The organism is Leptospira biflexa serovar Patoc strain 'Patoc 1 (Paris)' (assembly GCF_000017685.1).
GTDB lineage: Bacteria > Spirochaetota > Leptospiria > Leptospirales > Leptospiraceae > Leptospira_A > Leptospira_A biflexa.
In genome coordinates this window covers 2421520-2437914 of record NC_010602.1, presented here as the reverse complement: position 1 = coordinate 2437914, position 16395 = coordinate 2421520, and the positions used below count along the sequence as shown (strand labels likewise).

The following is a 16395-nucleotide window of genomic DNA, read 5'->3' as shown; positions in this document are numbered from 1 at the left end:
GCTTTGCAGAATCGGAAAGGTTGTTAATCTTGTGGGCATCTGAAACCTAATTTCGTGAGGAAACAATGAGAATCTCTCGTTCCATCATCTTATGCCTAATTGTTGTCGGTTTTTCTCTGACAGCCCAATCCAAAGCCCCTCTCGGTGAATCCGAAATCAAGGGTGCCAAAAAAATTGAATTCATCAACCGTTCCTTACGGAAGGCCTCTGATGACATCATCCAAGAGAATACTGAAACTGGTAAAAAACTCGCTGAAACTCTGTCCAAGGAAAATACGGCCAGTGTCGATGGTGTCAAAATTGAGCGTATCCTCCCAGGTCCTGATGGGAAATTGGGTGCAGACATCCTTTCTCTCTCGGAAACTCAAAGTTTTGATCACGTCAATTCCATTGCGAGGATCCTTGCCTCTTACATCGAAACATCTTTCCAATACAAAGCTGGCAATGCAGAGACATTGGCGCAGTACATTCTCTATTACAATGCCACACATCGTAAAGACGCGAAATTTTTTGGAAAAAAATACACCGCGGGCGTAACAGCTGCTACATCCCCTGATAAACTAGGGATTGATACTGTTTATAAAAATTGGCCAGGCAAAACTCAAATCATCATTCCCATCGAAGGGAACATCTTAAAAGACAGTGGAAAAGATGTTACCACGGATGAGTTGGAAAAAGATGTGAATCGTACGGTGAAGGATAAAGAAAAAGATCCGGCCACCAAACAAAAGATGGAAGACGAAGCCAAAAAAATGGACAAGTTGCAAACCGATAAACTGAAAGAAGAAAAGAAGGTATTGCAAGATAAAAAAGACGAAGTGTCCAAAGAAGGAAAAGAACTCCAAGACAAAAAGGATGCTCTGAAAAAACAAGAAGCAGAAGCAGTCGCAAGCTTAAATGAACTGAAAAAAGATCCGGTGAAAAACAAAACCGAAATCGATAAAAAAGCAGAAGAAATCAAAAAGATCGAACAAGACAAAAAAGAAACTGATCAAAAGACTCAGGCAGTTGAAGCCAAAAAAGAAGAGTTGAGTAAAAAAGAAGAACAAATTGCCAAAAAAGAAGAGGCAAGGACTGGAACGACTACCTCAGGTGATGGTGCGAAAAAAGAAGATGCGGTCCAAAAGGTTGAGGCCAAAGTCGAAGAATTAAAAACGGAACTCGCGCAAACCAAAGAAGAACTCAAGAAAAAAGAAGAACAAAGTGATAATGTTGTGAATAACAAAATCCTTTTTATGAAGTTCATTAAATATGATACGGATGGACATTATTCCAACGAACTTTGGGCCATTGATCCAGCAAAAGATGATGCTTTATTCAAAAGTCCTTACAATAACATCTGTTCAAAGGAATTTAAGGAAATTGCAAACCAAGGGGTACTTGTATTAGGTTACGATGGAGAAAAAATCGAAACCCGAAAACACAAATTGGTCTTACTTGATCCAGACAAATTAGGCGTGAAAAAAACAAGTGAATCGGCAGATATTTTCTGGCGAACACCGATGATCAATCGGGAAGATAAAATCTACGTGATTGAAAAGGTAAAAGACAAATACCATGTCGCACGATTTAAATCAGACCTAACCTTTGAAAAAAGGACAGAAGAGCCAGTTGAAGAAAACTCGGAACTCACATTCTTTGGGGATAAAATCTATGTCACTGGAAAACCGAAAGAAGGGGACAAAACCACAATCAAAGTCTTCAAAAAAGAAGACTTAAGTTTACTGAAAACTATCGCTCCGTAAGGGGCGGTGGTTTCTCGGACTCAACCACCGTTCAGAAGTTGGGCGGTGGATTCTTATTCAAATGATCCCTTGTTTTCAAAAAGATGTTGTCCCACTAAACCATTGTTCTGCCCATTAGAAAGAGTGGTATTTTTACCCCCACCTAAGATCAGTTTGGACTATGGTCTCTCGATCCAATGAAAACAATTTCTAAAACCGTTTTGATCCTTTCCCTTGTCAGTCTATTTACAGATATCGCAAGTGAGATGTTATATCCGATTCTTCCGATTTACCTTCGGTCGATTGAGTATTCGGTAATATTCATTGGATTTTTGGAAGGAATTGCCGAGTTGATTGCAGGCTATAGTAAGGGATATTTTGGTAATCTATCTGATTTGCATGGGAGGAGGGTTCCTTTTGTGCGACTTGGTTACTTTCTTAGTTCGATCTCCAAACCTTTGTTAGTAATGAGTCAATTGCCAGGGATTGTACTTTTTGCTCGCACATTAGATCGGATGGGTAAAGGTGTTCGCACTGGTGCAAGGGATGCCCTTTTATCAGAAGAAGCAACATCTACTACAAAAGCGCAAATTTTTGGATTTCACCGTTCCTTTGATACCTTAGGCGCTGTTTTGGGTCCAAGTATCGCACTCGTCTTTTTGGTAGTCTACCCCAACCATTATGTTTTATTATTTTATCTGGCAGTTGTACCAGGATTAATTTCCGTTGGTCTCACTTTTCTATTGAAAGAAACGATAACAAAAGAGAAAAAACTCACGAATTCACTAACATTGTTTTCCTACCTTTCCTATTGGAAGGAATCCAATCCCAATTATCGGAAGTTAGTGTTTGGTCTCATCGTTTTTGCATTTTGGAATAGCTCTGATGTGTTTTTGATTTTAAAAGCCAAAGAGGTTGGACTCGGTGACAGTTATGTCATTGGTATTTATATCTTTTATAATTTGGTGTATGCAATCTTTGCGTATCCATTAGGAATTTTGGCAGACAAGGTTGGTTTTAAAAAGATGTTTTTATTTGGGTTATTCCTTTTTGTTTTGGTTTATTTCCTTATGGGATTTGCACAAAAACTTGAATGGGTGGTCATAGCCTTTTTTTTATACGGGATCTATGCAAGTGCAACAGAAGGGATCTCAAAAGCTTGGATTAGTAACCTTGTCCCGAAAGAGGAAGTGGGAACTGCGATTGGATTTTTCTCTGGGTTACAAAGTGTTTCCCTGTTTTTTGCAAGTCTGATTGCAGGTTGGATTTGGTTTTTGTTTGGAGCCCCTGTTACCTTTTTTGTAACAGGAGTGATCGCACTTCTAGTGTTGATTTATTTCTTCTTTTCAAAAATCGAAGAAAAAAATTTGAATTAATTGTTTAAACGATGTTTGTTTAAGTCATCGTTTTGAAAGAGGAATTTGTTCTAGATGCGACTATCTAAATTAAAACGAGAAATGAAATTGCTAAAATGAATAAAAGAGAGCGTTGGTGAAAACTTGAAAACATCTTCGATTTTGCTAAATAGAATCGTAAGATATTTTCAAAAGGCTTCATCAAAGAATACTCTTCTCTCTTCATTTCCAAGTTTGATTCGAATCAGTTTTAGATATTAATCTTTTAAATATTCAATCCTTTCCCGAATCGCTTCATTAGAAGGATTTTTCTTTGCTAAATCTTCGAGAAGTTTGATGGCTTGGGGTTTTTTCCCCATAATGTCCCAAAGATCAGAAAGTTCCAACGCTGGCCTTGGGTCATTCGGAGATTTGGAAAGAAGTCCCAAATAAATTTCTTCTGCTTTTTCTAAATCACCAATCAGACGTAATGCGGCCGCTTTCCCGAGGAGAGCAAAGTAGTCATCACCACTGGCAAGGATTTTATTAAAACACTCAAGCGCTTTGTCATAATTCCCAAGACCTCTGAGTGAATCCGCATAACGGTTGATAATGAGTTTGTTATCGGGGTCGGATTCGAGAATTTTTTCCCAATACGTGATGGCGGTTTTAAAGTCCTTTTTCCCACGATAGGATTCAGCAAGTCCGTACAATGCAAAAAAGTTTTTTGGATCAAGGTCTTTTGCTCTTTCATAGTAAAGGATTGCTTTGTCAAAATCTTTGATTTTGCGGTAACTATTTCCAATCTCTGTGAGAATTTTAATATTATTTGGTTGGCTACCGAGGAGTTTTTCCCACCATAAAATGGCATCGGCATACCGTTGGCAGGCAAAGTACAAATGGCCAAGTCCCACAATGACATATTGGTCGTTAGGATTGATTTGGAGCGCTTCCATATAATACACTTCAGATTCTTTGAAGTTCTTTAATTTGCGATGAGCATCGGCAACACGTGATAAGATACTTGCGTCTGTGATGGTTATGTGGTGAAACTCTTCTGCCACTTCAATGATTCGTTTTAAACTATTGAGGTCACGGTAAGCATTCATCAGTCCCATAAGAGAAAACTTATTTGTGGTATCTCCGCTCAAACATTTTCGATAGTATTGGATGGCTTGTTCAGGTTGTTTTGTTTTGGCATAATAATCACCAAGACCAACAAGCCCATAGGTATTGGAAGGATCTTCATCAAGTAATATGTCTAATCGTTCTTTTGCTTCTTTGAAGCGACCTTGATCGAGAAAACGATAGGCTTCTTTTGCAAGAGCTTTTATTTTTGTGAATTTTTCATCTTCTTGTGTTTTTTCAATCTCGGCATTTTCCATATAAGGTTCCATTTTTCAGCATTCCTTTTTAGACAGTAAAAATCGACTCAAAAACGTGAGAACATTGACAACAGGCTCTTTTTTGCAGAAATGACAATAGGGGGGAAACGAATGACATCGACAACCGAAGCGATTACTGGCGGCCGGCTTATGGTCGAATTATTGGAAGAAGCGGGTGTGGAAATCGTCTTTGGATACCCAGGTGGAGCCATCCTCCCTTTCTACGACGAACTCTATCATAGCAAAAAAATAAAACACATCCTTGTCCGCCATGAACAAGGTGCCATCCATATGGCAGAAGGGTATGCACGTTCCACAGGTAAGTTAGGTGTTTGTATTGCCACTTCGGGCCCAGGGGCAACGAATTTGATCACTGGCCTTACGGATGCCAAAATGGATTCTGTTCCCATACTTGCGATCACAGGCCAAGTCGCAACCGATGCCATAGGCACAGACGCCTTCCAAGAAGCCGATATCTTTGGGATCACAATCCCCATCACAAAATACAATGCCCTTATCAAAAAAGCAGATGATCTTGCCCGTCATTTTGAAGAAGCCATCAAAATCGCCATGGGAGGAAGACCAGGCCCAGTCCTCCTTGATTTTCCAAAAGATGTGCAACTGGGAAAAACAACAGTTCGAAAAGCGCAAAGCCTAAAAATTGCCCCTCACCATTATGAAAGACCAAAGGTGAAAGGGGACCCACAAGAATTTGCAGATGCTCTGAACGGAGCCAAACGCCCGTTACTTTATGTCGGTGGGGGAGCGATCAATTCCTTTGCCTCGGCCGAAATCAAAGCCCTTGCAGAAAAAGCAAATGCACCTGTTACCACAACACTTATGGGTCTTGGTGCCTTTCCTGGAACCCATCCCTTGTCTGTCGGAATGCTTGGGATGCACGGAACGGCTTATGCCAACAAAGCCGTGTTAGAATGTGATTATATCCTAAACTTAGGTGCTAGGTTTGATGACCGCGTTGCCAAATACCAAGACTTTGCGCCAAGTGCTGTGCGGGCCCATATTGACATTGATGCCGCTGAGTTCAACAAACGAATCAATGTAGATCATATCTTACATGGGGACTTAAAAGATGCCATTCGTGAAATCCTACCATTTGTGAAAAGTGGAGATCGCAGTGAGTGGATTCAAAATATCCAATCACTCAAAAAAAATCATCCACTTGATTTCGATAACAGTGGTGACACAATCAAACCCCAAGATTTTTTACAAAAGGTATATGCAAAAACCAAGGGAGAGGCCATTGTATCAACCGACGTTGGCCAACACCAAATGTGGGCAGCACAGTATTATCTCTTTGATAAACCAAACACTTGGCTTACGTCTGGTGGACTTGGTACGATGGGGTATGGACTCCCTGCGGCCATTGGTGCCAAATTTGGAAACCCAGACAAAACTGTGATTTGTGTCACAGGAGATGGTTCTTTCCAAATGTGTATCCAAGAACTAGCAACAATCGCTCAATCTAAGTTAGGTGTCAAAATTTTACTGTTTAATAATAACTTTCTTGGAATGGTTCGCCAGTGGCAGGAACTCTTTTATGAAGAACGATTCAGTGAATCCCAATGGACTTATAATCCAAACTTTGTAAAACTTGCCGAAGCCTATGACATCCCAGCGATGCGGATTGAAAAAAAGTCTGAAATCGAGAAGGGAGTGGAGTTTTTCTTAAAAGACAGCGGATCAGCCCTCATTGAAGTTATGATCCCTGCGGAAGAAAAAGTATTCCCTATGATCCCTGCCGGAAAATCACAACAAGACCTCATAGAATTCAAAGACTTGGGGAAATTGAAAAAATGAAACATACACTCAGTATCTTAGTCAATAATCATCCAGGCGTGATGAGCCATGTCTCTGGACTTTTTACAAGACGTGGGTATAACATTGATTCGATTGCTGTCGGAGTCACAGACAACGCAGAAGTATCTTCGATGACAATTGTTCTGAACGGGGATGATTTTGTTGTGGGACAAGTGAAAAACCAACTCCTCAAACTCCCCGATGTGCTTCGGGTGCAAGACATGGCCTATGCGAGTTCTGTCCAAAGGGAACTTGTGCTTGTCTCATTTTCCATCACGGAAAACAACCGAAGTGAAGCGCTCACGATTTGTAATGGTTTTGATGTCAAAATTTTAGAAATGACAGAAGACTCTCTTCTCATAGAATTTTCAGGAAATTCCCGTCAGGTGACAAATATCATCACGGTCTTAAAACCATTTGGAATTCGTGAGATCTCTCGCACTGGTCAAATTGCCATCGCCTATCGTAACCAAAACACTGTTTAGAATCCTCTTGACAGTGGTCTAAAAACAAAGCATACTTGGGAACAAAACTGAGTTTGGTTCCCATGAAACGTTTTTTCACCATCATCGCATCCTTACTGGTTGCATCTTTAGTCTATTCTGATGCCGAAAGAAAACCTGTTCCCTTAAAACGTGGGAGTGGGGCAGACGTTTTGTATTTTGATTTTGGGGAATCAGCTCCCAAAACTTTTTTCCAATCGGAAAAACTCCAAGAACCAAAATTAGAAGATTTAAAGTTAGGTTTTTTGGATGCCGCTCCAGGATACTACTCAGGTCCCGATGGTGGAGAAGTATACCAATGGGCCAAAAACCATTACCAATGGAAACGAGCTGATGGTAGTGTCTTTACCGAATGGCCAACAGGGATTTTTAAATTGGATTTTCCTACTGGGATTGGATTTGTGTATGCTCCTGCACCACCTAACTGTAACGGATGTTCACCGACTCTCGTTTGGAACTACCCAGACAATACCAAAATCACAAAGTATTGGATCGCCAATAGAAAAGAATACGATACAATCTACCAGAAACCGCTCGATTTCCAAAACTTCCTTTTAGTGGATGAAACCAAATTTGGAAAACCAAAGTTGGAAGTTGAGAATCTCATTTTTTATGGTTCCGATAAATGGAATGAGTTCTTACGAGCGTTTGGTGATGAAGGAAAAACCAAATTCCTATTTTCTTATTTGAAATATGAATTCGGTTTTGAAAACCGTGGAAAAATTCCCGTTCTTCTTTTTGATGACCATTCTTCTGCAAAAGAATATGTTGGATTTGACCTTCCAGGTGCCCACCAAGGGGAATTGGGGTTAGGTGGAAAGGATGCCCTCGTGGTCTGTTGTGGCGATTCGATGCCAGAAAAAACAGGCAATCCAAAGTTTGATGCTGATTCTCTCCGTCGGGTCAATTTCAGTATGGTACTCCAAAAACTAACAAGAAATATCGAACAAGTATCTTGTATGAAGACCATTGCGGAAACAGGAAAAGCTCCCACGGAAGAAATTGTGGATCCATGGTTTGAAGAAGGATTTCCAACTTACATCGAATCAAGGTTTAATGATCGCAAAAAAATTTGGTTGTACACGGAAATTGAAAAGTTAATCAGAGAAAACAAAGTTCCCAAAAGTTTTAAATCATTATTAGATGCCAAATACAAAGACAATCTTCCGTATACAATGGGTGCCATTCTTGCAAAACATTTACATGATGTATATGGAAAGGATTCGATCATTGCTTATCAAAAGGAAACTTGTTTGGGACTTGGTTCCATCCTTGCCTTACAAAAAATCACAGGGAAAAATCCAGACACTCTCTTAAAGGATAGTATCAAACAATTTGAAACGGATGAAATTGGTATCTTAAAATTTGCAAAACCACTTTCTATGATGGGAATGACGGTCATGGATCCAAAATTCCCTACCGAATTCAAAGTCTTTTTGGAAAAAGGGTTTTCACTGAAAGAATCAGCAAAAGAGATCAAATCCTACGATGAAATTCCTAACTTATCCCGTATCTTTACGGCAAACGTGGAAGATTATTCAGGCAAACGGGAAGGGGATTTTTTAGGCCCCGGCAAATCCTACTTTTTCCTTTGGAAAAAAGGCAATTACCGTTGGTATGGAGAGGGTTGGGAAGCCAATGTATTCCCTGGAAACCAAATTGTTTTCCGTGGTTCTAATTTTACCATTGTGGAATGGGAAGATGGGAAAAAACAGTACGTAGCACCAAACGGAAGTTCCGTGATCTTTCAAAACAGAGAGACTGCCCAGTATTCTGACTGAATTGTGTTGGCAGGATCATGGTTCGATTCTGGGTATTTTTAAAGAGAATTGTTTTTGTTGGTCTAAAAAAAGCCAGCCAGTGGATCTACCACCAAACTGGTTTCTTAATGCCAAGATGGAAGTTTCTTCTGATTTTCTAATGGCCTTCGAGCCATCGTTCGGCTTCGAGTGCAGCCATACAACCACTGCCGGCTGCAGTGATGGCTTGCCTGTACACTTTGTCCTGTACATCACCTGCCGCAAACACACCTTCCACATTGGTTTGAGTGGTTCCTGGTTTTGTGATGATGTAACCTGTTTCATCTAAGTTCAATTGACCCTTAAAGATTTCAGTGTTCGGAACATGCCCTATCGCATAAAAGAGTCCGCCCACTTCTAAGTCTTTTTGGGTTTTGTCCTTTGTGCTTTCAAGGACAATCGATGTGAGGCCACCGGCTCCCCCTTTCGCTTCTACCACGGTTTGGTTCCAAAGGATTTCGATTTTTGGGTGTTCCATCGCTCGTTTTTGCATGATTTGGGAAGCTCTGAGTTGGTCACGTCTCACGACCAAATACACTTTGGATGCAAATTTCGTGAGATGGTTTGCTTCTTCTACAGCCGAGTCACCACCACCAACAACAGCCAATGCTTTGTTTCGGTAAATGGGTAGGGCACCATCACAAACCGCACAAGCAGAAATCCCGCGTTGCCAAAACACATCTTCACCCTTTACAAACATTCGTTTGGCGGTCGCTCCAGTTGCAATGATGATGGAATCTGCTTTGATTTCTTCGTCATCAGACCAAATGGTAAAAGGTCGTTTGGAAAAATCCACTTTGGTGATGGTTTGGGTGTGGATGGTCGTTCCGTATTTTGCCGATTGTTCTCGGAAGAGTTGGGTGAGTTTGGTTCCATCGATTCCTTCTGGGAAACCTGGAAAATTTTCCACTTCGGTTGTGGTTGTGAGTTGTCCCCCTGCGGCAACTCCGCCCGCCATAAATCCTTCATACATCACTGGGTTTAAATTGGCCCTTGCCGCGTAGATGGCTGCCGTATGACCTGCTGGTCCTGATCCAATGATGACAACTTTGTGGTTCATAATGTCTCCTATCCTGTATCTAGTTCGTTATTTCTTAGACTCGGTCTAAATCAATCTCGTTTATTTTGTTTCACAAGCCCGAACCCAAGGAGCGTAATAAGGGTCTCCGGAAAGTGGGCTTTTTTCTAAACTTTGGAGGTATTCTTTTTGTTTCCCCCCTCTCGTAAGACAGAGATAACTGGCTTCAAAAAATTCCAAGGTTTCTTTTTTTCCCTGGAACCGAATTTCTTCCAAAATTTCCAGTGCTTCTTTTTCATACCCTGTGGTAAGATAGAGGCGGAAGAGTTCTCTTTGCACTTCTGTATCGTCTTTTTTTTGCCTGTGGTAATTTTCCAAATAAAAAATGGCAGTGGCAATGGATTCGACGCTGTCTGCTAGGAGGAGTCCCATTCGTTTGAGGACGGGATCATATTCTGGATTTTCTCGGAGAGAAAGTTCGTAATAATAGAGGGCTTTGGTTTTTTCGCCGACCATTTCCCATTTTTTCCCTTCTTCAAAAAGAGTTCGTTCTTTTCGGCCGCAATTAACGACTAACAAAAAAGAAAGGATGAGTAAAAAAAAGGGAGTGATTCGATCTGACACTTCTCCTTTTTTCCTGACATAGTCATTTGTGGCAAAAAAAATAATAAGTCTCTTTAAGCTTTTTGTCCGACTCTTTAAGTAACATAAGAGAGTAAAGATGGGTTCCAAATTGCCAGTTTCTCAAAATCAGCTTTTACAAACATTCCAAGAGTACCTGTCCGTAGAAAAAGGACTAAGCGATAATTCGATTTATTCCTACGGATACGATCTCAACAAGTTCGCCATCTTTTTGGAAAAAGAACATATCAACTTCTTAGAAGTAAAAGCCAATGACATCATGCGTTTTCTTGAAGAAGAGAGAGAACGTAAAATCTCAGCAAAAACACTTGCACGAGAAGTTGTGGCAATCCGTCAGTTTTACAAATACCTAAGAGACGAAAAACGCCTCGATTCCAATCCAACGGAAAAAATTGAAACTCCTGAAGTCGCAAGGACAATCCCTGATTACCTTACACAGGCAGAAATCGAAGAATTATTTCGCAATATCAAAGAGGACAATTTGTACGAACTTCGTGACAAATGTATCTTTGAACTCCTTTACTCTTCAGGACTTCGGATCTCAGAAGCATGTAATTTGAAAATGACTGATATCGATATGGAAAATATGACAATCACAGTAGAAGGAAAGGGAGGAAGACAACGCCTCGTTCCTTTTGGTGAAAAGTCATTGGAAATCCTAAAACGATATTTGGTGGAAAGCCGGACAGAAATCCTCAAAAAAAGAACATGTGATTTTGTATTTGTATCGAAGAAAGGGTCGTATATCAACCGTAAGTCGGTTTGGAGACTCCTAAACCATTACATCAAACGAACCAAAATTAAGAAAAAAGTCACACCACACACTCTTCGTCACTCATTTGCAACTCATCTATTGGAAAACCATGCAGATCTCAAATCAGTGCAAGAGCTTCTCGGCCATATCGATATTTCGACGACACAGATTTATACCCATATGGCAAATAAAACTCTGAAGGAAGTTCATAAGAAATTCCATCCGAGAGGATAATGGTAAACCCTTCAAAACATGCGGACTACGGCAAAGTAGTCCGTATCCAAATTCCTTCAAACCCCAGATTTATTTCCCACACTCGCAATTATTTTTTCCATCTATGTTTAGAACATGGATTTTCATTATTTGATTCCATGGACTTAAAACTTGTGATTGGTGAAGCCATCACCAATATCATTCGGCATGCCTATTCTGGTCAGACAAATAAACCCATTTTCATTGAAATCCAATTTGATAAAGACAGAGTCGAAATTAAACTCAGGGATTACGGCCTAAAAGTAGAACCAAAAGACCTACGTAGTTTTGATTTGAGTGATTACAGAGAACATGGCATTGGTCTTTTTATGATCCGCGAACTCACCGATTATTATTTTTTAGACCAATCCTTCGAGATTGGAAACCAGATGGTCCTCATCAAAAGAAAGTAACCTCCATTTTTCTCGACAAAGCTTCCTCATTTGGAAATTTATCCTTATGGAAACAATTCACGCAACCACCATCCTATCCGTACGTAAAAACGGAAAAATCGCAGTTGGAGGGGATGGCCAAGTTTCGATGGGAAATACCGTCATGAAACACACAGCAAAAAAAGTCCGTCGCCTTTACAATGGTAAGGTGATCGCAGGATTTGCAGGGAGCGCTGCCGATGCATTTACTCTTTTTGAACTTTTTGAAAAAAAATTAATCGAACATGGCGGATCAGTTTCTCGTGCGGCGGTGGAACTTGCCCGCGAATGGAGGATGGACCGGATGTTACGAAGGCTTGAGGCACTCCTCATCGTCTGTGATGCAAACGAATCCTTTCTCATTTCAGGGACAGGCGATGTGATTTCTCCCGATGATGGAGTGCTTGCGATTGGTTCTGGTGGCAATTTTGCACTGAGTGCCGCAAGAGCCCTAGTGGAAAATACAGATTTAGATCCAAAAGAAATCATAACAAAGGCAATGAACATTACGGCTGACATTTGTATTTATACAAATCATAATTTGGTGATAGAGGAATTATAAGATGAGTTTCAAAACAATACTTGCAGAAGTCGCAACCCAAGGTGAGGATCTAAACGAACTCACGCCACGCCAAATTGTAGAGCGTTTGGATGAACACATCATCGGTCAAACCAAAGCCAAACGGGCTGTGGCTGTAGCACTTAGAAATCGTTCGAGACGAAGAAAGTTAAATGAATCCTTACGAGAAGAAATTTATCCCAAAAACATCATCATGATTGGACCAACGGGAGTTGGAAAAACAGAAATTGCTCGCCGTTTGTCTAAGTTATGTGGTGCACCTTTTATCAAAGTGGAAGCAACCAAATACACTGAAGTTGGTTATGTCGGTCGTGATGTGGAATCCATGGTGCGAGATTTGGCAATGGGTGCTCTCAATTTAGTGAAGTCGGAATTTCGCGATCGAGTGAAGGATAAGGCAGAAGAGAGAGCAGAAGAGATCATTCTCGATGCCATCCTTCCCCCAATCTTTCACAAAAAAGAAGAAGATCTAAACCCAGAAGAAAAAGAAAGGTTCCAAAGTTACAAAGAATCCAGAGAGAAGTTCAGAGAAAAACTAAGAAAAGGAATCCTTTCCGAACAAGAAATTGAAATTGATATCCCAAAACCTTCGGCTCAAACGGGAATGCCTATGTTGCAGGTGTTTGGTGCTGGAAATATGGAGGAGATGGACAACCAAATCCAAAACCTTCTTGGGGATCTCATGCCAAAAAAATCTGGCAAACGAAAGGTGAAAGTCTCTGATGCAGAAAAAATATTACTCGAAGCAGAGGCAGAAAAACTCATCGATTCTGATAAAATCCAATCGGAAGCAGTACGCCGAGTGGAAGAGATGGGGATTATTTTTCTCGATGAGATTGATAAAATTGCCGGGAGAGAAGGGCGCCAAGGGGCAGATGTTTCTAGAGAAGGGGTACAACGTGATTTACTTCCCATCGTGGAAGGATCCACTGTGAATACAAAACTGGGTCCCATCAAAACCGATCATATCCTTTTCATTGCGGCTGGTGCCTTTCACATGACAAAACCTTCTGACCTCATCCCTGAATTACAAGGAAGGTTTCCCATTCGTGTGGAATTGGAAACACTAACAGAGGCAGACTTCATTCAAATTTTAACCACTCCTAAATCCTCTCTCACCAAACAATACGAAGCCTTACTAGCCACTGAAGGTGTGAAGATTGAATACACAAAAGATGGGATTGCCGAAATTGCAAAACTTGCCTTCCAAATGAATGAAAAAAATGAAAACATTGGAGCAAGAAGGCTCAATACCATCATGGAAAAATTATTGGAAGACACAAGTTTTGATGCACCTGATTTGCCAGATGATCAAAAACATGTGGTGATCAATCAGGACTATGTTTCAGGTAAACTAAAAGGGATCATTGAGGACAAAGACTTAAGTCGATTCATTCTGTAACAAGAGTTACCCGTTCGAATCCTCGAACGGAGTTTCCAACGAGAACAATGGATGCATGATTTAGATCATCCATTGTTGTGATTTTTTCCTTGATCCAATTTTTACGGAGTAATTTTTCCCGAAAGACTCCAGGAAGGCCTCCCGTTTCTAAATTCGGCGTGTACCACTCTCCATTGAGTTTGTAAAACAAATTACGGATGCATGTCTCAAGCACTCTCCCTTCTCTATCGAAGAGAATACAATCATCCACTCCCATGGTCTTGCAGAGCTCTAAGTGTTTCTCATAAACACTTCGGTTTGTGGTTTTGTGGTATAAAAATACATCGTCGGAATCAATCGGTTCCCGACAGAGACCCAATCGAATGGATTGGCGGCCAGACCTTTTTTGAATTGGATTTGTTTCATACTGAAACTCTCCCTCTTCGCTGAGTAATAATCGAACGCGTATTCGTCCCTTTTGTTTATTGATTAGATGACTTAGACAAAGTTCTAGTTTTTCTTTGGAAAAAGGGAAACCAAATCGATGGGCAGTGGTTTCCATCCTCATCAAATGAAGTTCTTTTAAAAAAATGGATCCATTGATCAGGAGTAGTGTTTCGAGGATTTCAAACTTTGGTTGGTGGAGATTGGTTAAAATTTTCAGTTTGGAGAGGCATTCTTTGTATTCTTCGTTTGCTTGGGAGAGAACGGTCACACCACTTCCAATTCCATACACCCCAGTGGTTATATTTTCCCGTTTTGTTAAATCCAAAGTGCGGATCGTGACACTGGCACGTATGTAAGGAGAACCATTTGTTTCTTCTGAGGTAAAAAATGAACCAGTATACACACCTCGATTGTTTCCTTCTAAAGTTCTAAGAAGTTCAAATGACCTTTGTTTTGGGGCACCAATCACAGATCCGGATGGAAACAGGGCAGATAAAACATGGTTCCATTCAAATGCATTTTTCAATTCTGCTCGTACTTTTGATACCATTTGCCAAACCGTTCCAAGTCCTATAATGGAGAACAATCCATCTACATTCACAGTACCTTGTTTTGCGATCCTACCTAAATCATTCCGATACAAATCGGTGATCATTACATTTTCCGCTTTCTCTTTTTCAGAAGTTTGTAAGTGTAAAAAGTTTTTTTGGTCTTCTTCCTTTGTCTTCCCTCTCGGTATCGTTCCTTTCATGGGTTCGGTTTGTATGGTTTGGTCCTTCACCTCAAAGAACAATTCCGGTGATAAAGATAAAATTAATTTTTCATTCTGATCATAGGGATAATAAACGGAATATTTTGTTTTTTGTTTTGCCTTTAAACTTTGGTAGAGTGAAAAATTATCCCCTGTGACATTAAATCCCACAGGAAAACATAAATTTAATTCATAACTCTCACCTAACTTTAAATACTCATATGTTTGATTCCACTTTTTGATGTAATCTGCTTCAGTCCACTTTGGGAAAATATTGGAAATGAAAAAGGATGAAAAAAACTTTGGATCTGGGTTTTGGTATTGATAGGTTTGTTTTTTTTCAAAGAGCGTGACGTGGAGGAGTGGAGTTCCTTCTTCTAAGGGAGATGTGGTAAGATTTAGTCCTTCAATGAAATGATAACCTAATTCAAAGTAAAGGATACCACAGGGATACAACCCATTTTTTCTAGCTTCGTCCAAGGATCGGAAGATGTTCTTTATCTCTTCCATTGTGTTTTGGTTTTTATCGTATTTGAGATAAATTTCTTTTTTCGGAGAGGAGTAGTGCTCAGAGATGGTAAACCCTGGTTCGGAGAGGGTATCCTCGAAGAGAAGGCCGCCAGTTTTTCGGTAGTTCTCTTCAAAGGATTTCCAAGTAATGGATTTGATGGGAATCAAAACTCCATTTTTTGAAGTGCATCTAGAGGGTAATTTAGATACACAGTGGTTGTTTTTTTACTGGTTTGGATGTCAAAACAATCCAAGGGATCAAGGCCTAAATTATAAAACCCTTCGTCAATCATAGCAATTCCAAAACCAGCACTTTCCTTTTCATCTAAAAAGTCGGGACGAAAGAATTCTGCACTATTGCCTTGTTTGGCAAGTTCTGCATGGCGCTCTCTACTTTTACGGATGCGGTTTAGGTCCATACCCATAATGGGGGAATCATTACGAATCCGGATGTAAACTGAAGTAGGACGAATTTCAATTTTCATTGAAATTTTTAGATCATACTTTTTGACTTTTTCTCTAACAATAGTTAGGAAGTCTTTTTCTTCTTCAGAAAGATTATGTTTTTTAGTTCGTTTTTTGTCAGAAAGAGTGAGGATTTTTTGTACCACTTTTTTGATTTTATTGGGCACAATGTAACGTTGCATGGCATCCCGGAGTGGTTCAGTTTCGAGAATGATATCGAGTAACTCTTCTGCTTCTTCCTCAGGTGTTTGGCCTTGGGCTTTTAGTTTGTTTAAGAGTTCATCTTGGAAAATCACAAATCGTGTATTGGCTTTGACTGCATTCAGTAATGCTTCCATAAGGCCACTGAAGAGGTGAAAGGAAGTGAGAGGATTGGCTCCCACTCGGTTTAAGATTCCTTGGACCACTTCGTTTACGATGTCTCGTGTAGATTTTGTCAGACCTTTCAGTTCAAAATGGAAATAATCCTTTTGGATGAGTCGGTCTAAGTTTTGAAGGATTTCTGTGCCTTTGTATTTGATTTTCTCGTTTGCCATTGAGGTTCGCTAAACTTTTATGTTAAAAAAACGGGAAAACAAGGTTTTGTAAACCAGTTTTCCTA

General features: G+C 40.2%; 14 protein-coding genes. 9 read left to right on the top strand and 5 right to left on the bottom strand.

Annotated features, from left to right (window positions below):
• Nucleotides 1-65 precede the first annotated feature (65 nt).
• Both LEPBI_RS11680 and LEPBI_RS11675 read left to right on the top strand, forming a co-directional pair.
• A complete protein-coding gene (locus tag LEPBI_RS11680; RefSeq protein ID WP_012389320.1) occupies nt 66-1745 on the top strand; it encodes a P83/100 family protein in 1680 nt (559 codons plus the stop codon).
• Between the two features lie 176 nt (nt 1746-1921).
• A complete protein-coding gene (locus LEPBI_RS11675) occupies nt 1922-3100 on the top strand; it encodes an MFS transporter (RefSeq protein ID WP_012389319.1) in 1179 nt (392 codons plus the stop codon).
• A gap of 236 nt (nt 3101-3336) precedes the next feature.
• On the opposite strand, the gene LEPBI_RS11670 is transcribed toward LEPBI_RS11675, so the two are convergent.
• The gene (locus tag LEPBI_RS11670; protein WP_041770029.1) at nt 3337-4443 is read right to left on the bottom strand and encodes a tetratricopeptide repeat protein; all 1107 of its coding nucleotides are present in this window, start codon (nt 4441-4443) and stop codon (nt 3337-3339) included.
• A 111-nt stretch (nt 4444-4554) separates the two neighbouring features.
• On the opposite strand from LEPBI_RS11670, the gene ilvB reads away from it, so the two are divergent.
• The 3 genes from ilvB to LEPBI_RS11655 all read left to right on the top strand — a co-directional run bounded on the left by ilvB (nt 4555) and on the right by LEPBI_RS11655 (nt 8545).
• A complete protein-coding gene (ilvB, locus tag LEPBI_RS11665; protein ID WP_012476347.1) occupies nt 4555-6261 on the top strand; it encodes a biosynthetic-type acetolactate synthase large subunit in 1707 nt (568 codons plus the stop codon).
• Nucleotides 6258-6746, top strand: coding sequence for an acetolactate synthase small subunit (gene ilvN, locus LEPBI_RS11660; protein WP_012389316.1), 489 nt, complete (start codon nt 6258-6260; stop codon nt 6744-6746). The genes ilvB and ilvN overlap by 4 nt, the downstream gene beginning before the upstream one ends.
• A 62-nt stretch (nt 6747-6808) precedes the next feature.
• The gene (locus LEPBI_RS11655; RefSeq protein WP_012476346.1) at nt 6809-8545 is read left to right on the top strand and encodes a hypothetical protein; all 1737 of its coding nucleotides are present in this window, start codon (nt 6809-6811) and stop codon (nt 8543-8545) included.
• 136 nt (nt 8546-8681) lie between these two features.
• On the opposite strand, the gene trxB is transcribed toward LEPBI_RS11655, so the two are convergent.
• Nucleotides 8682-9623 carry a thioredoxin-disulfide reductase gene (gene trxB, locus LEPBI_RS11650; RefSeq protein WP_012389314.1) on the bottom strand — a complete coding sequence of 314 codons (942 nt, stop codon included), beginning with the start codon at nt 9621-9623 and terminating at the stop codon, nt 8682-8684.
• Nucleotides 9624-9683: 60 nt separating this feature from the next.
• Complete coding sequence (locus tag LEPBI_RS11645; RefSeq protein WP_012389313.1) at nt 9684-10205, bottom strand: tetratricopeptide repeat protein; 522 nt, start codon at nt 10203-10205, stop codon at nt 9684-9686.
• Nucleotides 10206-10302: 97 nt separating this feature from the next.
• On the opposite strand from LEPBI_RS11645, the gene xerD reads away from it, so the two are divergent.
• Genes xerD through hslU form a run of 4 tightly spaced genes read left to right on the top strand, consistent with a single transcriptional unit; the run spans nt 10303 to nt 13642 of the window.
• Entirely contained in the window at nt 10303-11211 is a 909-nt protein-coding gene (gene xerD, locus LEPBI_RS11640; protein ID WP_012389312.1) for a site-specific tyrosine recombinase XerD, read from the top strand.
• On the top strand, nt 11211-11642 hold the full coding sequence (locus LEPBI_RS11635; protein ID WP_012389311.1) for an ATP-binding protein: 432 nt from the start codon (nt 11211-11213) through the stop codon (nt 11640-11642). The genes xerD and LEPBI_RS11635 overlap by 1 nt, the downstream gene beginning before the upstream one ends.
• 46 nt (nt 11643-11688) lie before the next feature.
• A complete protein-coding gene (gene hslV / locus LEPBI_RS11630; RefSeq protein ID WP_012389310.1) occupies nt 11689-12222 on the top strand; it encodes an ATP-dependent protease subunit HslV in 534 nt (177 codons plus the stop codon).
• 1 nt (nt 12223) lies between these two features.
• On the top strand, nt 12224-13642 hold the full coding sequence (gene hslU / locus LEPBI_RS11625) for an ATP-dependent protease ATPase subunit HslU (protein WP_012389309.1): 1419 nt from the start codon (nt 12224-12226) through the stop codon (nt 13640-13642).
• On the opposite strand, the gene LEPBI_RS11620 is transcribed toward hslU, so the two are convergent.
• Together LEPBI_RS11620 and LEPBI_RS11615 are read right to left on the bottom strand one after the other, a co-directional pair.
• Entirely contained in the window at nt 13632-15497 is a 1866-nt protein-coding gene (locus LEPBI_RS11620; RefSeq protein ID WP_012389308.1) for a chorismate-binding protein, read from the bottom strand. The genes hslU and LEPBI_RS11620 overlap by 11 nt on opposite strands.
• Nucleotides 15494-16330 carry a hypothetical protein gene (locus tag LEPBI_RS11615; RefSeq protein WP_012389307.1) on the bottom strand — a complete coding sequence of 279 codons (837 nt, stop codon included), beginning with the start codon at nt 16328-16330 and terminating at the stop codon, nt 15494-15496. Before LEPBI_RS11615 ends, LEPBI_RS11620 begins: the two co-directional genes overlap by 4 nt.
• Nucleotides 16331-16395 lie beyond the last annotated feature (65 nt).

Coding starts and splice junctions, on each gene's coding strand:
- LEPBI_RS11680 (WP_012389320.1), top strand. CDS start 66: ATGAGAATCTCTCGTTCCATCATCTTATGCCTAATTGTTGTCGGTTTT.
- LEPBI_RS11675 (WP_012389319.1), top strand. CDS start 1,922: ATGAAAACAATTTCTAAAACCGTTTTGATCCTTTCCCTTGTCAGTCTA.
- LEPBI_RS11670 (WP_041770029.1), bottom strand. CDS start 4,443: ATGGAAAATGCCGAGATTGAAAAAACACAAGAAGATGAAAAATTCACA.
- ilvB (WP_012476347.1), top strand. CDS start 4,555: ATGACATCGACAACCGAAGCGATTACTGGCGGCCGGCTTATGGTCGAA.
- ilvN (WP_012389316.1), top strand. CDS start 6,258: ATGAAACATACACTCAGTATCTTAGTCAATAATCATCCAGGCGTGATG.
- LEPBI_RS11655 (WP_012476346.1), top strand. CDS start 6,809: ATGAAACGTTTTTTCACCATCATCGCATCCTTACTGGTTGCATCTTTA.
- trxB (WP_012389314.1), bottom strand. CDS start 9,623: ATGAACCACAAAGTTGTCATCATTGGATCAGGACCAGCAGGTCATACG.
- xerD (WP_012389312.1), top strand. CDS start 10,303: ATGGGTTCCAAATTGCCAGTTTCTCAAAATCAGCTTTTACAAACATTC.
- LEPBI_RS11635 (WP_012389311.1), top strand. CDS start 11,211: ATGGTAAACCCTTCAAAACATGCGGACTACGGCAAAGTAGTCCGTATC.
- hslV (WP_012389310.1), top strand. CDS start 11,689: ATGGAAACAATTCACGCAACCACCATCCTATCCGTACGTAAAAACGGA.
- hslU (WP_012389309.1), top strand. CDS start 12,224: ATGAGTTTCAAAACAATACTTGCAGAAGTCGCAACCCAAGGTGAGGAT.
- LEPBI_RS11615 (WP_012389307.1), bottom strand. CDS start 16,330: ATGGCAAACGAGAAAATCAAATACAAAGGCACAGAAATCCTTCAAAAC.